The sequence below is a fragment of the Paenibacillus sp. FSL K6-1096 genome (genome assembly GCF_037977055.1).
In the GTDB taxonomy this organism is placed as follows: domain Bacteria; phylum Bacillota; class Bacilli; order Paenibacillales; family Paenibacillaceae; genus Paenibacillus_AQ.
The window spans coordinates 31,577-48,157 of sequence record NZ_CP150274.1 but is presented as its reverse complement, the minus strand read 5'-3'; the positions used below and the strand labels follow the sequence as shown (position 1 = coordinate 48,157).

Genomic DNA, 16,581 nt, shown 5'->3' with positions numbered 1-16,581 from the left:
AGCTTCAACTTCCGCCGCTCAGGCCTCCCTCCTTCCGCAGAGTATACCCGCTTTAGCCCTTGATCGCGCCCGTCATTACACCGTCTACGAAATACTTTTGCAGCTTGGGATAGATCAGCAGAATCGGAATAGTGGCGAACATGACGCTTGCAGCCTTCAGCGACTCCGGCACGATGAACGCGCCTGCGCCGCCTTCGCCGCCCTGCTGGCTGTCCAGCTGCTGGTTGGCCGAGATGATCTGGTACAGCTTAAGCTGCATGGGATAGAGCTCTTTTTTGGTAATATAGAATAAGGCATCCTGGAATCCGTTCCACCGGTCTACCGCATAGAAGAGACTCAAGGTGGCAATCGAAGGCAGCGAGAGCGGCAGCACAATCCGCAGAAGTATCCCCAGATCCGAGCACCCGTCAATGGCCGCCGATTCCTCCAGACTCTCCGGAAGGGAGCTGAAGAAGGTTTTCAGGATAATCAGGTTGAATACACTCATTGCGCCCGGCAGCACCAGACTCCATACCGTATCCATCATCCCCAGGTTCTTAATTAGAATGTAGGAAGGAATCAGACCGCCGCTGAAATACATTGTGAAGACCAGAGCGGACAGCAGGAAGTTTCTCCCCCACAGCCGTTTTTTCGTTAATGGATACGCCGCACAGATCGTCAGGAACATACACACCAGGGTGTAAAAAATCGTCAGGACAATACTGTAGCCCAGCGTGTACAGCATATCAACATCGGTCAGAATCGTCTTATACGTCTCTGTAGTAAAGCCTACCGGCCATAATCCTACCTTTTGCGCAATAATCGCTTCGTTGGAGCTGAAGGAAAGCGCTATCATATATAGGAATGGAACGATGCAGGTAAATGATAAAGCTACAATAAACACTATAATGGCGATGTCCGCCACACTGGTTTTCCGGCCAATCCGTCTTGTTCGTATTGTGTCTGCCATTCTCACCATATCCCATCCTCACCTAATTTCTTCGCAACAAAGTTGGCACCCACCAGCAGGATCAGACCTACCACGGACTGGAACAGCCCGACGGCCGTAGCCTGGGAGAAATCTCCCGAGCTGATCCCCACTCTGTACACGAAGGTACTGATGACATCGGAATATTCGCTGACCAGTGAATTCCCCATCACAAAGGGGCGGTCGAACCCGATCGAGACCATTCTGCCAATCTGGAGGATCAGCAGGATATTAATCGTGGATTTGATGCCGGGCAGGGTGATATGCCACATTTTGCGGAGCCTGCTGCAGCCGTCGATATCGGACGCCTCATACAGCTCCTTGTTGATGCCGGTAATGGCCGCCAGATAAATGATCGTCCCCCATCCGATGTTCTGCCATACCCCCACCGAAATGTAAGTGACCAGCCACGGGACCCGCTGTGACAGAAATTCAATCTTCGCCAGCCCCAGGCTGTCCAGGAAATGATTGACCATCCCGCCATTCGAGAACATCAGGTAGACGATCCCGCCGATGATGACCCAGGACATGAAGTGCGGCAGATAGAGCACGGTCTGGGTTATTTTTTTGAACCTGGCCATCCGGACCTCATTAAGCAGAATCGCCAGTATAATCGGGGCCGGGAAGCCTGCTATTAAATCCAGCACATTCAGGACCAGCGTATTTTTAAGGGCACGGTAGAAGCTGTCCTGCTCGAAAATAAACCGGAACACATCAAGTCCGACCCATTCGCTTCCACTCGTCCCCTGAAAAATATTGTAATCCTGAAACGCCATAACGAGGCCATATATTGGAGCATATTTAAATATGGCAATGTACAAGAGCGGCAGCAGCAAAAGGATGTAAAGTATCGCATCTCTCCTGATCCTGAGCCAAAAGGTGTGTTTGCGCGCTAATCCGATTTGGTCCTGCTGACTGTTTAAAACCGCTTTCATTTCTCCCATCCCTTCGGCTGTATTAAGGAGCTCTCCTGTTCTTCATTATAGCTGCGCCGGGGGATAAGAAAATGTAATCGCTTAAATGAATTTGGTAATAACTTAAAAGACAGCCCCGTGAAGGAGCTGCCTTAGGCTTCATTTCATGATCAGATCTATCTTGCCGAACAACAGCTTCACCAGCTCGGTGGGACCCGGCAGGCCTGGATGAATGAATAGAAGAATGGTTAGCCCCGCCGTCATCAGAGTGATGCCTGCTGCAGCCCGTCTGGCCTTCTTGCTTTTGGTGTCCCGGAATTCAATAATGATGATCGCCGCAGACAGCAGCAGAATGCCCAGGATCATTGCTATCTTCATGTTTCCACATCCTTGTTTGGTTGCCAGAGCTCAGGCGTCTGTCCGGTCAGTCGGAGGATTGCTCCGGTATGCCCTGGGGTCCGGTTGATCTACCGTTTCCTGTTATACCCGTCTTGACGGAGACTTCCACCTGCAGCCCGGGATACATCGCCTCCCACTGCTCCTTCTTCTTCTTCCACTCTTGCGGATAATGTTTGCGGAAGGTGTCAGCGAATCTGTAAAAGTCAGTCTTCTGCTCCTTTTGCGACATGTGGAGGGCCTGTTCGGCGAGATCCTTGAGCTTCTTCGCCCAGGCCTGCTTCAGCGCCTTCATCTTCGCCGGTTCAGTCAGGTTGGCATCCGTTGTATTGAGGACCACCTCTCCTTTAGCCTGAATCCGTATCTTCATCATCCACTCTCCGTTAACAATACGCGGGGTGAGCATGGTGGTGATTTGTTTCGACAGAATCGAGAAGGAGCCATTCTCTCCCTCCAGTGCAACCGGCATGATAATATTATTCAGCTCTTTAATCATGAGCAGCACTCCGAGACTAACCGGCTCTTTCACAGTGAGAGTATATTGGCCGTGCTTATACAGGCTTAACCCTTTGAGCGAGGGAGTTGTCGCATTAGAACCATCATTCGGTTCCGGCGGAGCAATCACAATACGGGTCAGGACAGCCGAACCGCTGGCTCCTTGGATAGATTGGGACAAATCCAGCAGGGTGACACGTGTGCCAAGATTCATATTGGCCATTTCCCGGAGGGATTCGGAGGTGCTCCGCTCCAGCGGGTCCAGCAAGGCAAGAATATCCTTGGCGGAATCCTGGCTGGAGAAGACATACGCATGCTCACGGAACTGCGAATAGCGGAGGAAGAAATCTACGAATTCACGCAGCCCTTGCTTTCCCGCCGCTTCACTGATTACAATCACTTCACATTGGCCCCAGAACATATGGCGGGCCACCTTCCGCTGCAGCCGGTTCAGCGCTTCCGCAATATTCTCCCCTTTGGCCGTCCGGATCATGGTCACTCCGCTTGCGCCTTCTCCGGCTCCGCCGCTCTCTGATCCGCCGCCTCCCTTGCGAGGAATGAAGATCTGGGCCGTCAACCGGGCCTGTCCCTCCTCATAATCCACACCTGTCGCCAGTACGATGGCCAGGTCATTGATCTCCGTGCGGTCCCAGCACCCGGCCAGTAATACACTGCTAAGCAATAGTGCTGTAATGATTCTGAACCTCCGCATAGCCCTCCCTCCTTTTTATTTTTCAGCCTTGTTCTGCCGCTTCAGCCCCTTCTTCAGCAGGGCCAGACCATAGACTGCGGCGGGAAGTCCGATGAAGATCAGCATGGTATAAATATTAGCAGAAGCGCTCACAAGGGCGGCCGCCCCGGCTTCACCGGTGACTACCCAATAGGAGAACACGATACTCACGAAGGATAGCGGAATCACCAGAGGTCTATAATCGTCCAGCCCGAACCATTCCGCAGCTGCTGTGGCGAAGATATAGAGGAAGACAGAGATTTTGACAAAAATCCCGAAGATCCAGATGGCAATAATCAGCGCCTCAATGTGCTGCAGGAAATCGGCAATCGTAATGTACCGTGCAGCAATCATCACCGGATAAGCAAAGCTGTCCGTCAAATCGCCCATCAGCAGCAGACAGAACAGATTGGTTACCGTCATTGCGAGTGTCGTTGCCACCAACGAGACAAGCATGGTCCGGGCCAGACGTTTCTTGCTGTTGACGTAGGGCAGCAGAAAGGCCAGTACAGCATATTCACTGAACCATGCAGCCGGAGCCACCGCGCCTTGGACGATGGGAACGAACCCGTTCTCCATGAACGGAAGCAGCTCGGCAGGCCGGAGTTCTCCGGTCAGGAGAACAAAGATCAGGCAGAGCATCACCACCAGCAGCGTAACGAACACCTGGGCGGTCCGGCTGACCACCTCGATTCCCAGCCTGACGTTGATCGCACAGACGATCACCATGGTGCTTATAATTACTAGCATCGGCGTCTGCGGAAGCGCATTATTCATGATAAACTCGCCGTATTCCAGGATAATCAGACCGTTCAGATGGGGGAAGAAAAGCAGAAAGGCCAGTCCGATCAGCTTCCCCGGCAGCCATCCGGCGATCAGCAGACTGGATTGCATAATGGTCTTGCCGGGATAGAGCCGGTTCAGTCCAAGGGAGATGCCAATCGCCACAAAACCCGACAGCGAGCCTAGTATAGGCGATAGCCACATATCATGTCCCGCGTAATGCATAGTGATTCCGGGAACCGACAATATGGCGGTGGCAAGGATCGAAGGAAACACCAGATAGGCGAGTTGGGTAACAGATATTTGCCCTTTGTCAGTCAGCATGTTGATCCCCTTCTATGGTGTAGTCCGGCTGCCGTCATTTGTTCCGGGGCTGGGACAGCCACAGTACATCCTTCAGGCTCTTGCTGAATGTCGGAGCCGCCGGTGACAGATAGGGCCTGCCGAATGACCGCAGACTGCTAAGATGAATGACCACCAGAATGATGCCAAGCATGACGCCGATCAGCCCCAGCGTACCCGCCAGAATCATCATGGGGAAGCGCAGCAGGCGGGTGGCAATACTGGCGGAATAACGCGGAACCATGAAGGAGGCGATGCCTGTAATCGCCACAATGATAATCATCGGAGCCGAGACAATGCCCGCAGTGGTGGCAGCCTGGCCTATAATCAGAGCGCCAACGATACTTACGGCAGAACCAATCTGCTTCGGCAGCCGGACGCCGGCCTCCCGCAGCGCCTCGAAGGCAATCTCCATAATAAGTGCTTCAACCAGAGCCGGAAAAGGAATCTCCTCTCTCGCCCGCGCAATACTGAGCAGCAGTACCGTCGGGATCATCTCCTGATGATAGGTGGTGATTGCTACATAAGCGGAAGGCAGCAGCAGCGATAAGGCGTAGAAAATATATCTGAGCCAGCGGACAAAAATACTCATATAAATATTCTCGTAATAGTCTTCCGGTGATTGCAGCATGGAGAACATATTGACAGGGCCGATCAGACTGAACGGGGTCCCGTCAATCAACAGTGCGAAGCGTCCCTCCTGCAGATTGGAGACCACCACATCGGGCCGCTCCGTAGCAATCATCTGCGGAAAAGGTGAAGCAGGCTGGTCAATGATGCCCTGCTCAATATACTGGCTCTCCAGAACATCTTTGATCTTCAGGCGGCTAAGCCGTTTGTGCACTTCGGTGACCAGTACCGGCTGGATAATGCCTTCCATATAAGCTAGAGTAACCTTCGTATGGCTGTACTCCCCGATCTTCTTGGTGTGCAGCTTAAGCGAAGGCGTCTTCAGCCGCATACGCAGCAGAGACTGATTCGTGGCGAGGGATTCCGTGAATCCGTCACGGGCTCCACGTACGGTGGACTCCGCAGCCGGTTCTTCCGGGGTCCGTGTGGGCACCTTATACAATGGATAGCCTGTACCTGGAGCATGTCCGTCCAGCAACAGCACAGCTTCGCCGTCCAGGATCGCTTCAACGGCCTGCTCTGCGGTCGTGATCCGGTGAATCGAGGATACCGGAAGCTGGGCAGGCAACGCTTCTGCCGGTTCAGTCTCAAGCCCCGCCTGCTCCAGCGGAGCCAGCACCTGCTTCTCCAGCCGCTCCGTATCACAGAGTCCGGAACAATACACACAGAGCGCGGAAGTACGGTGAATGGTCTGGAACGAATGAAACACTATATCCTCACAGCCAGTGAAAATAGCGCGCAGGACCTGCTCATTCTCCGCCAGCCGCTGCGTCAGCAGGATCTGCTGTTCCTTATCCTTTGCTGCATTCACCCGTACTTCCCCCCTGCTCTATGCTTAAGCTCAAGTTTTCATAGTAATGCTATCCTTTGCTGCTCAGGGAAGAATTATGCAGACCGGAGTTCCAGGCTTCCCGGTTCAGCTCACCATTCAGTGCAGCAGCGGCCAGTGCCCCCGATGCGGCAGCCGCTATGGACTGATGCATCATCGTGACGGCATCCCCGGCGGCGTAAATGCCGGGTACGCTGGTCTGGCCGGACTCTCCGACTTCTAGGATGCCCATCTCGGATACCTGGCAGCCCAGAGACTGCGGCAGCTCAGATCCCGGAGCCAGCTCGGGCCGGAAGAAGATTCCGGTACACGGAATTTCGGTTCCATCCGTAAGCTTCACATGATTAACCTTCCCTTCAGTGGATGCAATCTCATGGATGGGTGAATCGAATAGCGGAATCTCATGGGCGCGTAATTCCTCGCGTTCCGCCTCTGTGAGTTCATCGGGACCATTCGTGCAAACTGCGAACCGCTTGGACCAACCGGACAATAGCGGAGCCATATGCATAAGCGCTGCCCCTCTGCTGATGAGCACCAGCGGCTGGTCTCTTAGTTCCCAGCCATCGCAGTACGGGCAGACAAAGGCGCTCTTTCCGTAGACCTCGGCCAGCCCCGGAATGTCCAGCCTGCGGTCCTTCATGCCTGCGGCGAACAACAGCTTCTTGCTGGTAATCTTCCGTCCTGCGGCAGTCTCCAGCAGGAAAGCTCCATCTTCGCCGGCAATGGATATTACGGTATCTTCAATGTGAGAGACTGAGGGATAAGGCGCGAGCTGCTCGATGGCAATCCGCCGGAGCTCGAACGGAGCAATTCCGTCCCGGGTCAGGAAGCCATGCGCTTCCCGGGTCACTGCATTACGCGGCTGTGCAGCATCTATAACCACCGTCTGTTTACGTGCGCGGCCCAGCATCAGGGCGGCATTAAGGCCAGCCGGTCCTCCGCCGATGATTACTGCATCTGCAATAGTTGGGGCAGAATCAACTACATTTGGTACATCTGCATTTTCCAGATTCGTCATTTGTAATTCCTCCTTGTGGTTGGTGTGTAATGTGTGAGTGTGTCGGGTGAAGGCAGGTCGATTCGCGGATATTAGAGACTCTCGTAGTCTTTAAATAACACAAAAAATAGGCTCCACATCATCCATCTGCATCGCCCTGATTAAGGACTATGAGTGTCTATAATAACTTTAAATTTGAATGATGTCAATTGTGCTTGTTCGTCGTGATTGGATAGCGGATGAGCCTGGGGATTGGCGTTTGCTGAAGCGAATCGTTTGCTGGTTCGAATACAGTTGGATTTCCTCCACTTGCTTAAGATCGTAAGGGGCACATTGGGGAAACAGTTGGAAAAAAGGCACTTAACTACACACAGGTTACCTAAAATAGCCCAATCCGTGAGCAGCAGATGCTGTTTTTCCACTTGTTTCCTGACATTGTTCAGAAAGCGGAAAATTAAAATACATTTATCCAATTGTTTGCCAGCAAGGAAGGCATCATACGGGCCTTCCCTAAATAATTGCTTAGTCTGTCCGGCTAACCGGCGGCGATGATCTTCTGTATGCTGCCGCTGGTGTTCACCTTCCGCAGACCGGTCAAGCCCGCAAATAACCGGTAATCTCCATTTTGCCGCCTACTCTGGACTGAAGGTCTTTAATCCTACGTTCCTCTGCCGCAAAAATCACCGCTGTCGCCGGCCCCCCGGAGGCCTTAAGCTTATCTGTGATCTCCGGCAGTGGCTGGAAGCGGCATCCGCTCAGCTCAGCCAATAGCTCCGCTTCATACCCGGCTCCCTTCGAGCCGACCGGGTGAATGTCATGGACCTCAGGAGCAGCGGCCAGAAGCTGGAGCTGGCGGATCGTACACAGGCTGTCCTCCTGCTCCAGCACGGCGCTGCCGACGAGCGGCTCGCCCAGCATTACGATACAGTCGCCTGCCCGTGAACACCCCAGCTTCAACTGCTGCTCATCCGCCTCCCCGATGACGGTGATCCCGATACCGGTCTGGCAGGTTACGAAGTTGTCCTCCGTACTGCCGTTCACATGAGCGGCGGTGAGTCCGGCTTCCTCCAGCAGCCTGCTAATGCCCCGGATAATCTCATTGCCTGTAGGCTCCTTCTCAACAGCCAGCGTATCAACGACCGTCAGGATTTCCGCCCCTATGGACAGCACTTCCATCACGGCCACCCTGGCAGCATAGTAACCGGCAATCCCGGGCGGAGTCTGTACCGCGTCCATCGGCTTGTTGCCGATGCTGGCGCTGGAGTCACAGCCGATCACCAGCACCCGGCCTTCCCCTCTGCGTACCAATGTCAGATCGCGGATTCTTTGCACTTGCGGCTTCATTATCATTGTCTACTCCCCCTGCGGCTTGTCACTTGCTAATTCCCGTTCCTGAGTGCGGCCCGGTATTCACTCGGCGGCATCCCCGTCGCCTTGCGGAATTGCTTGGAGAAATACAAGGCATCATTGAAGCCGACCGAGGAGGCCACCTGCTCGATGGTCAGCGGGCTGGCGAGCAGCTCTTTGGCCTTGTCCATTCTTACTTTGAGCAAATACTGCTTGGGCGACATCCCGGTCCGCTGCTTGAAGGCCTTGGATAGATGGACCCGGTGATAGCCAAGCGAAGACGCGATGTGATCAATGCTGAGCTGCTGGTGGAATTGCAGCGTAATCCAGCGGATGGCCTGGTCAATCTGCCGGTCGATCATCTCCGGCCTTTCGCTGGGATGCGGCGGTAATTCACACCGGTTGTCCTCTCCGATCCGGTGCAGCAGCAGCCGCACCCAGCCGGAGGCCTCCAGACTCTCCAGCCGGGGATAAGCAGATTGCTTGAAGGACTGCCGGATGCCGGTATACAGGCTATGCAGCTTCGGGACCGAATCCGAATGGGCGAAGGGGCGTTCTCTGGTGATCCCGATTGCCCGGAGCTGATCCAGCACGCCGATGCCCTGCAAGGCGACCCATGCATAATGCCACGGGTTGTCCACATCCGCCTTATAGCTGAACAACATGCCCGGGATAATCACGAAGGTGTCGCCAGCGTTGCACTCCGCCGAGAACGTGTCGCTCTCGAATCGTCCTTTGCCCTCTATTACCGTATGAATCAGGTAAAAATCATGTACAGACGGCCCGACGCTATGTCCGGGATGCGGCTTGCCTTCACCGCTGAACAGCACAGTCAGCTCCTGCTCCTCAGGAGTAAGATTAATGCCCAGGGTGAATTCATAATGCTCCGGGTCCATGCAACATTCCTCCATATGTATCTTGTCTTTCTCCATAGCCCGCGCAGCGGTTCTATTCTATAGTGATTATAGTATAAATCAGCGAAAAAAGCTTCTTTTTCAGCACATTTCTGTCAGGATCATCGGCAAGCGGCCGTAGGACAGAAGGCTTTTTTCGCATCTTACAGGAGGCTAATCACTTATGTCCAAAGTTACATTTATCGGTGCCGGAAGTACCGTCTTCGCGAAGAATGTCCTCGGCGATATCATGGCTACCCCTGCCCTGCAGGGCTTCGAGCTTGCCCTGTTCGATATCGATCTTCAGCGCCTGAACGACTCCGCGAGCATGCTCCAGAATCTGAAGCGAAGCAGCGGCAGCACATGTACTGTGACCACTTATACCGACCGTAAGGAAGCGCTGCGCGGTGCAAAATATGTAGTGAACGCCATTCAGGTGGGCGGATATGATCCTTGTACGATTACCGACTTTGAGGTTCCGAAGAAATACGGCCTGCGCCAGACCATTGCTGATACTGTAGGCATCGGCGGCATCTTCCGCAACCTGCGGACCATTCCGGTGATGCTGGATTTCGCGGCTGATATCCGCGAGGTCTGCCCGGACGCGCTGTTCCTGAATTATACGAATCCGATGGCCGTTCTGACGAATGTGATGAACACCTACGGCGGTGTGAATACGATCGGCCTGTGCCACAGCGTACAGCAATGTATTCCCGGATTGTTCGACCACCTCGGCATCGACAAGACAGGCGTTCAAGCCAAAATCGCCGGGATCAACCACATGGCCTGGCTGCTTGAAGTCACCAGAGACGGCGAGGATCTGTACCCGGAGATCAAACGGCGCGCGGCCGAGAAGCAGCTTGAGCCGCACTATGATATGGTCCGCTATGAGATGATGCTGAAATTCGGTTACTATATTACCGAGTCCTCCGAGCATAATGCCGAATACCATCCGTACTTCATTAAGCGGAACTACCCCGAGCTGATTGAGCGCTTCCAGATTCCGCTGGATGAATATCCGCGCCGCTGCGTGGAGCAGATCAAGCAGTGGGAGCAGATGCGCGGGGAGCTGGTCAACAACCAGGATCTGAAGCATGAGCGTTCCCATGAATATGCTTCGTACATTCTGGAAGCTATGGAGACCGATGTGCCGTTCAAGATCGGCGGCAATGTGATGAACACCGGGCTAATCACCAACCTGCCGCGTGAAGCCTGCGTCGAGGTGCCTTGCCTGGTGGACCGAAGCGGCGTGACGCCAACCTTCGTCGGCGATCTGCCTCCGCAGTGCGCTGCGCTGAACCGGACCAACATCAACACCCAGCTCCTGACCATCGAAGCCGCCATTACACGCAAAAAAGAGCATATCTACCACGCAGCTATGCTGGACCCGCACACTGCAGCCGAGCTGTCGATGGACGATATTGTGAGCATGTGCGATGATCTGATCGCCGCCCACGGCGACTGGCTGCCGAAGTATCAATAAATGCTCAATAACAAAGGCAGCAATCCTCTATATACAGGGGAATTGCTGCCTTATATTTTTGCGTTGCGCCTGCTTGCAGGTTCATTTATTTCACATAAATTTTGATCTGATCAGGTGCGGTTCTGGCAAGAACGCGGTACCCTTCGACAGAAGCAGTCGCCACTCCGTTCTCATCAGGCATACAATATCCGTTCACCTGACAGGTGCCATTATCCCGGACCAGAAGCTTGCCCATGGTTCCTACTGCTACCCACTCTGGACGATCGATTCTCTGCACATACTTTTGGGAAGCATCATATTGGGGATTGATTATAGCCGCTTTCACAGTATATGCAGGAGCCACAACATTGCCCTTGCTGTCTCTCACGGCCTCCACTTCACGGTCTTCATACTTGACCCTGCCCCATTCATCTCTTTCGTGTTTGCCTTTCCAGTTCAAGGGGCTTGCATCGCCAAGGATAGAGGGATTTGCACTGACCACGCCCAAGATGTATTTATCTGCGGGAGTTGCTTTTCTGACCCGCTCCCCATCCGTCGTTACAAAATAGCCAGGCTCGATCGGCAATCCATCCACCGTCTCGAACATTTCGGCATAATCTGCCCCAAAATTCATTACCGTGCCTTGAAGGTATAAATTTCCGGAAGCCGCCTCAAGTGCAGCAGCCAGGCCAGAGGCGGCTGGAGTACCATTGGCTAAATGCCAGGAAGAAGGAAACAGTGTTTCACCATAAGTACCCATAATATGAGCATCAATGTGTTCTGGAAGAACCACCGTACTGTTCCCTTCAGCATGAGAGTTCTGAGCACCTGCAATTGTACCTGAACCTTCAGCATGAGAAAAGTTTCCATTGGCCTCAGTGAAGGAACCTTCAGCATGAGAAATAAACCCATTTGCCAGTGTTGAGAAGCCTTCTGCATGAGCAGCAGAACCAGCAGCTACAGTCAGGTAGCCTTCTGAGTGGGAGTACTCCCCGCTTGCAGTACTCTGATTGCCTTCTGCATGTGATGCTACACCCGAAGCAGTCGTTTGAGCACCCTCAGCGTGAGATTGAGTTCCGGAAGCAACAGTTAAACCTCCCTCAGCATGGGCAGAGTCATTGATTGCATAGGTATTGTAGCCTTCCGCATGTGCTGACGGTCCTGATGCAAGCGTCCCATACCCTTCTGCATGGGACGTATCCAATACTGCAAGGGTCTGGTACCCTTCAGCATGAGCCGCAGAAGCACTGGCTGTGGTCTGAGACCCCTCAGCATGAGAAGCAAACCCGCTTGCGGTAGTGGAGTTCCCCTCTGCATGTGAGCAAGCTCCGGAAGCGGTCTGATTGCATCCATCATCTGCCATAATCCATTCCTCCTAATATTGTGGTTTTTGTGGTCCTTCCCTACACAATATTGCGGACTTGATGGAATGGACACGGCATGTCTCCCGGGTACACAACACTATTTGTCATGTCATGGCTTCCTGGATTGCTCCTTTTTCAGCCCAAAGTCAGCCATTTGCGGTTATGATGCTCCTGCACCTCAACCGGCGTATCGAAGAAATCGCTGAGCACCTCGGACTTCAGACACTCCTCAGTTTCGGCAGCTTTATAGATTTCCCCTTTCTTCACCAGCAGGGTATGGGTGAAGCAGGGGGTGATCTCCTCGATATGATGGGTCACATACAGTAAGGTGGGCCCGCCCTCCTGCTTCGTAATCTTCTCAATCATCTGCAGCAGCTGCTCCCGCGCAAAAATATCCAGTCCCGTACAAGGCTCGTCCAGAATAAGCAGCTCAGGATTGGCGATCAGCGCACGTGCGATGAGAATCTTCTGGCGCTGCCCCTGGGACAAGGTATCATAAGTGCGTGCGGCCAGGGCCGAGCAATCCAGGAATTCCAGCAGCTCCTCAGCCTGCTTCAGATCCTCTTCTTCCGTCTTATCGTACAGCCCGATCGTGGCGAATTTGCCGCTCAGCACGATATTCAGCGCCGTCTGATGTCCGTACAGCTTCTGCTGCAAAGAGGTGCTGACCCAGCCGATCCGCTTGCGCAGCTCCCGCAGGTCCACATCGCCGAAGCGGTGGCCCAGCACCTCAACCTGGCCCTTCGTTGGCCAGATATAGCCGTTCACAACGTTCAGCATGGTCGTCTTGCCTGAGCCGTTCAGACCGACAATGCACCAGTGCTGTCCCTCATGCACCTGCCAATTCATCTCATGCAGAATCATCGTCTGCTCACGCCGCCAGGATACATTTTCAAGCGATATAATCATGTTCCAGTGCTCCCCCTTGCCTCGCCATAGTGTTTGGTGAAAATAAAGTGTTAGACTGCCGAACTAATGTTCCTTATTAGGCTTAATCGGCAATCGCATAATGTTAAATATACTCGATCCAATCATGACCTTGAGGAAACTGGAGTCGTAAAGCGGACTTCAACCATTCTTTTTCTTGGGATTCGAGTACAGGCAGGGTGTTCTCTAGATCGATAAGGTCTTTTTCCCTTATTTGTGACGAGCCACCTTTATAGAGTAGTTGGATTTCAGGCTTTAAATAAGGTATTCCGTCGGTTGTTGTCAGGAACAATTCATTTATTGGCCTGTGAATTATATTTTTCCTTTTGTAAAACCAACGGTCTTCCTCTGTCTCGATAATCATGATTTGAAATGCCCAAGGGCTTTTTTCATCCCTACTCACCCATATATCGTCTGTGGAATTTAAATATTCACCACTCCAACGAGTAAGCCTACCACTTTCAGCTCTGTACAGTATCCAACGGGGACTTAGATAAGTAAACACTTTTAATTGATCAGCACGAGTTATTATTACGTCAATGTCACTATGGGCCCTTGTTTGCTTACCCTGATGAAGATCTAAAGCCCAGCCACCAGCAATCCCCCATATAATAGGTAAATTACTAAATATCTTATTTAATTCCGATACGGTTATAGGCCTCCAGTTATCTATATCTATTCGCATTTTAACGTACTACCTCCTAGATTAAATAAGACCTGGAAAAAAGGACTCCTCTTTTTATACTAACACATATTGGAACTATCCTATCCGAAGTCTTCAAAGAAACATTATAGCAGCTCGACATATCCTGCGCTTCCATTCATGCGGATTCGTTGCCCGTCCTGAATCCGCAGAGTAGCCTGCTCAACGCCAACTACCGCTGGCAGGCCGTACTCCCGGGCGATCACGGCCCCATGGGTCATCAGCCCGCCAACCTCGGTAACCAGTCCTTTAATGGAGACAAATAGCGGTGTCCAACTGGGGTCTGTATACGAGGTAATCAGGATATCCCCTTCCTCCAGATTCGCCTCTTCCATGTTAAGGATTACACGTGCCCGGCCCTCGACCACTCCTGTAGAGACAGGCAGGCCTGCCAAAGCGCCGGGCGGCAGGTCCTCCCGGCGGTAGCGGCCCGACAGGACTTCACCCTCGGAGGTAATGACACGGGGCGGCGTAAGCTTTTCGGCTAATTTGAATTCGTCCTTGCGCTTCTTGATCAGCTCATTATCGAATATCCCTGTGCGGACGGACTCGTATAACTCCTCGAACTGCAAATAGAAGATATCCTCCTTGTCCTGAATGCTGCCTGCTTGCACGAGCCGCTCCGCTTCCTGCATCATCGCCTGTTTGTAGACCAGATAGCGGCTGATCATCCCGTATTTCGGAAATTCACGGTACCCGATGTAATTCCGGACCAGCTTGATCCGTTGTCTGGTTTCCCGCATCTTGTCCCCGCCATCGGGCAACAACTGCAAGCGCTCAATAATCTCCTGCTCTTTCTCCCGGGCTTCCTTGAGCCCCTGCTGGAATTTCCGGCCGCCGGCTCCTGGTGCAAACTGCTTGATATTGCTGAGAATCATAGGAATCAGAATCGCCGGATTCTCGCTCCAGCGGGTTCGGGTAATGTCGATCTCTCCCGTACAGCGCATTCCGTATTTACCGAGATACTCTGTCAGCGCAGCATGTGCGGCTTGCCCGCCTTCTAATGGAAGGAGTCCGGCCAGGAAATCGCCATCCTGTGCATGCTGCTGTAAATAATCGACGACCTGCGGAAAAGGACGGATCACATCGGCCACATCAAGCAGTGCTAGGCCCATGGCTGAGGTAATGTTATTGTCGACGGATTGCGATAAGGTGTCTGCTGCGTTGATTTCGCCGAGCCACTCGTTTAAATGTTCATTTAACCACGCTGATGCATCCATGGCAGCCATGAATACAGCCGTACTCTGCGGGTTGAACAGTAGGCGCTTAAGCTCCTTAATATCCTCCCGGATAAAATCAAACAATGCCGCGCCGGATTTGCCTTGAATGGCCTGCTTCAGCTCTGCCACCAAGGCTTCGTTATTGTTAATCAGCTCTGTAACGATAGCCGGATCGGAGCTGAGCCTGTCCTGGTCCTCTGAGGCTGGCTTGCCGGGTTTACTTGTAGCGGAAGCGGCTGGAGGTTCAGCTGCTGGTGTTATGGGGATGAAATCCTCCCGCTCAATGATCGTCAGCAGTGCGTCTTTGACTAACGGATCGGACTTGCCGAGCGTATCAATAATTGTCTGCCTGGCGGGTGAAGCCAAATGTGCAGTGACATCAACGAACAGTCTTGCGCCAGCCACACGCATAGGAGCAGGAGTAACCATCAGGTGAAAAGACAGGCCCAGCGGCTTCATCGCGTCCGTCATCATCTGCCCGTGACCGACCGAGATATACACGCGGTTCTCCGAATCCCCGGAGTCCGGGATGGGGTATAAAGTAGTAATAGGCCGGCTCTGGACGATATAGAAGGTATCATCAGCCAAGCACCATTCGATATCCTGCGGGCCCCCGAAGCTGGCCTCAATTTGCCGCCCGATGCGGGCGAGCTGCACAATCTGCCGGTCCGTAAGCGTCTGTGCATCCTGCCGTACGGGGTCAAGCGGGCGGACTTCTGTGCCGCCTTCCGGTAAGGCGCAGACTGCGAGCTTTTTGGAGGCAATCCGCTTCTCCACGATGCTCTCTTCCCGCACCTTATAGACATCCGCAGACACCAGACCCGAGACCAGCGCTTCACCCAGGCCATAGCCGGCATCGATGGACAGCAGCTTGCGGTTATTCGTGACGGGATCGGCGGTGAACATAATGCCTGAGGCCTGCGGGAAGACCATCTTCTGCACAATGACAGATAAATAGACCTGACTGTGCTCATAGCCCTGCTGCATCCGGTAGCTCACCGCACGTTCCGTGAACAGTGACGCCCAGCATTTGCGGATATGCAGCAGAATGGCGTCAAGACCGATTACATTCAAGTACGTATCCTGTTGTCCGGCAAAAGAGGCCTGCGGCAGATCCTCCGCCGTTGCACTGGAACGCACCGCATACGCCTGACCGTCCCCAAACCGGGAGAGATGCTGCGCTACCGCTGCCACAACATCGGGCGGAATCTCTGCGGCTTCAATCGTCTGGCGGATGGCTGCGCTAACGGCTGCCAGTTCCGCCGGGTCCCCGGCTTGCACCTGCGTTAACCGGTCCAGCAAAGCCTGATACACTTCATTATGCCGGATAGCCTCCCGATATCCCTCCGTAGTCACACAGAAGCCTTCAGGCACACGGACGCCTTGCATCCCTGACAGCCTGCCCAGGTTCAGCCCCTTCCCGCCTACCAGCAGCAGCGGTGCATTGTCCATTTCCTTGAGCCCCAGAACCATTGATCGCATTCCGATCTCCCCTTACTTGTGAAGTAGAACCCGTAAACCAATTCGGCGGAAAAATAAATTGACATCCTTATGACGGCATGTTATTATAATAATATAAGAT

At 53.3% G+C, this 16,581-nt stretch carries 14 protein-coding genes; 1 reads left to right on the top strand and 13 read right to left on the bottom strand.

What is annotated here, in order from left to right; genetic code table 11:
- Positions 1 to 52 precede the first annotated feature (52 nt).
- From MHI24_RS00185 to MHI24_RS00145, 9 genes are all read right to left on the bottom strand, one after another.
- Positions 53 to 958 (bottom strand): carbohydrate ABC transporter permease, encoded by a 906-nt coding sequence (locus MHI24_RS00185; protein WP_340023535.1) that lies wholly within the window; start codon positions 956 to 958, stop codon positions 53 to 55.
- Positions 952 to 1,902: an ABC transporter permease subunit gene (locus MHI24_RS00180; protein WP_340023534.1), complete on the bottom strand. Its 951-nt coding sequence runs from the start codon at positions 1,900 to 1,902 to the stop codon at positions 952 to 954. Before MHI24_RS00180 ends, MHI24_RS00185 begins: the two co-directional genes overlap by 7 nt.
- A 138-nt stretch (positions 1,903 to 2,040) precedes the next feature.
- Positions 2,041 to 2,259, bottom strand: a complete 219-nt coding sequence (locus tag MHI24_RS00175) for a hypothetical protein (protein ID WP_340023533.1) — start codon at positions 2,257 to 2,259, stop codon at positions 2,041 to 2,043.
- 46 nt (positions 2,260 to 2,305) lie between these two features.
- Positions 2,306 to 3,484 carry a Ger(x)C family spore germination protein gene (locus MHI24_RS00170; protein WP_340023532.1) on the bottom strand — a complete coding sequence of 393 codons (1,179 nt, stop codon included), beginning with the start codon at positions 3,482 to 3,484 and terminating at the stop codon, positions 2,306 to 2,308.
- Between the two features lie 15 nt (positions 3,485 to 3,499).
- Complete coding sequence (locus MHI24_RS00165) at positions 3,500 to 4,609, bottom strand: endospore germination permease (RefSeq protein ID WP_340023531.1); 1,110 nt, start codon at positions 4,607 to 4,609, stop codon at positions 3,500 to 3,502.
- A 34-nt stretch (positions 4,610 to 4,643) separates the two neighbouring features.
- A complete protein-coding gene (locus tag MHI24_RS00160) occupies positions 4,644 to 6,068 on the bottom strand; it encodes a spore germination protein (RefSeq protein ID WP_340023530.1) in 1,425 nt (474 codons plus the stop codon).
- Positions 6,069 to 6,117: 49 nt separating this feature from the next.
- Positions 6,118 to 6,996 carry an NAD(P)/FAD-dependent oxidoreductase gene (locus MHI24_RS00155; protein WP_340026855.1) on the bottom strand — a complete coding sequence of 293 codons (879 nt, stop codon included), beginning with the start codon at positions 6,994 to 6,996 and terminating at the stop codon, positions 6,118 to 6,120.
- Positions 6,997 to 7,677: 681 nt separating this feature from the next.
- Positions 7,678 to 8,433, bottom strand: a complete 756-nt coding sequence (locus tag MHI24_RS00150; RefSeq protein WP_340023529.1) for an AIR synthase related protein — start codon at positions 8,431 to 8,433, stop codon at positions 7,678 to 7,680.
- 29 nt (positions 8,434 to 8,462) lie between these two features.
- Positions 8,463 to 9,326: an AraC family transcriptional regulator gene (locus MHI24_RS00145; protein WP_340023528.1), complete on the bottom strand. Its 864-nt coding sequence runs from the start codon at positions 9,324 to 9,326 to the stop codon at positions 8,463 to 8,465.
- Between the two features lie 181 nt (positions 9,327 to 9,507).
- Between MHI24_RS00145 and MHI24_RS00140 the strand changes: the two genes are divergently transcribed.
- A complete protein-coding gene (locus MHI24_RS00140; RefSeq protein WP_340023527.1) occupies positions 9,508 to 10,806 on the top strand; it encodes an alpha-glucosidase/alpha-galactosidase in 1,299 nt (432 codons plus the stop codon).
- Positions 10,807 to 10,891: 85 nt separating this feature from the next.
- Here the strand turns inward: MHI24_RS00140 and MHI24_RS00135 are convergent, their stop codons facing one another.
- The 4 genes from MHI24_RS00135 to ppsA form a co-directional block, all read right to left on the bottom strand.
- Positions 10,892 to 12,148: a peptidase G2 autoproteolytic cleavage domain-containing protein gene (locus tag MHI24_RS00135; protein ID WP_340023526.1), complete on the bottom strand. Its 1,257-nt coding sequence runs from the start codon at positions 12,146 to 12,148 to the stop codon at positions 10,892 to 10,894.
- A gap of 136 nt (positions 12,149 to 12,284) precedes the next feature.
- Positions 12,285 to 13,058 carry an ABC transporter ATP-binding protein gene (locus MHI24_RS00130; RefSeq protein WP_340023524.1) on the bottom strand — a complete coding sequence of 258 codons (774 nt, stop codon included), beginning with the start codon at positions 13,056 to 13,058 and terminating at the stop codon, positions 12,285 to 12,287.
- Positions 13,059 to 13,161: 103 nt separating this feature from the next.
- Positions 13,162 to 13,761: a hypothetical protein gene (locus MHI24_RS00125; protein ID WP_340023523.1), complete on the bottom strand. Its 600-nt coding sequence runs from the start codon at positions 13,759 to 13,761 to the stop codon at positions 13,162 to 13,164.
- 104 nt (positions 13,762 to 13,865) lie between these two features.
- Positions 13,866 to 16,481, bottom strand: coding sequence for a phosphoenolpyruvate synthase (gene ppsA / locus MHI24_RS00120; RefSeq protein WP_340023522.1), 2,616 nt, complete (start codon positions 16,479 to 16,481; stop codon positions 13,866 to 13,868).
- Between the last annotated feature and the right edge of the window lie 100 nt (positions 16,482 to 16,581).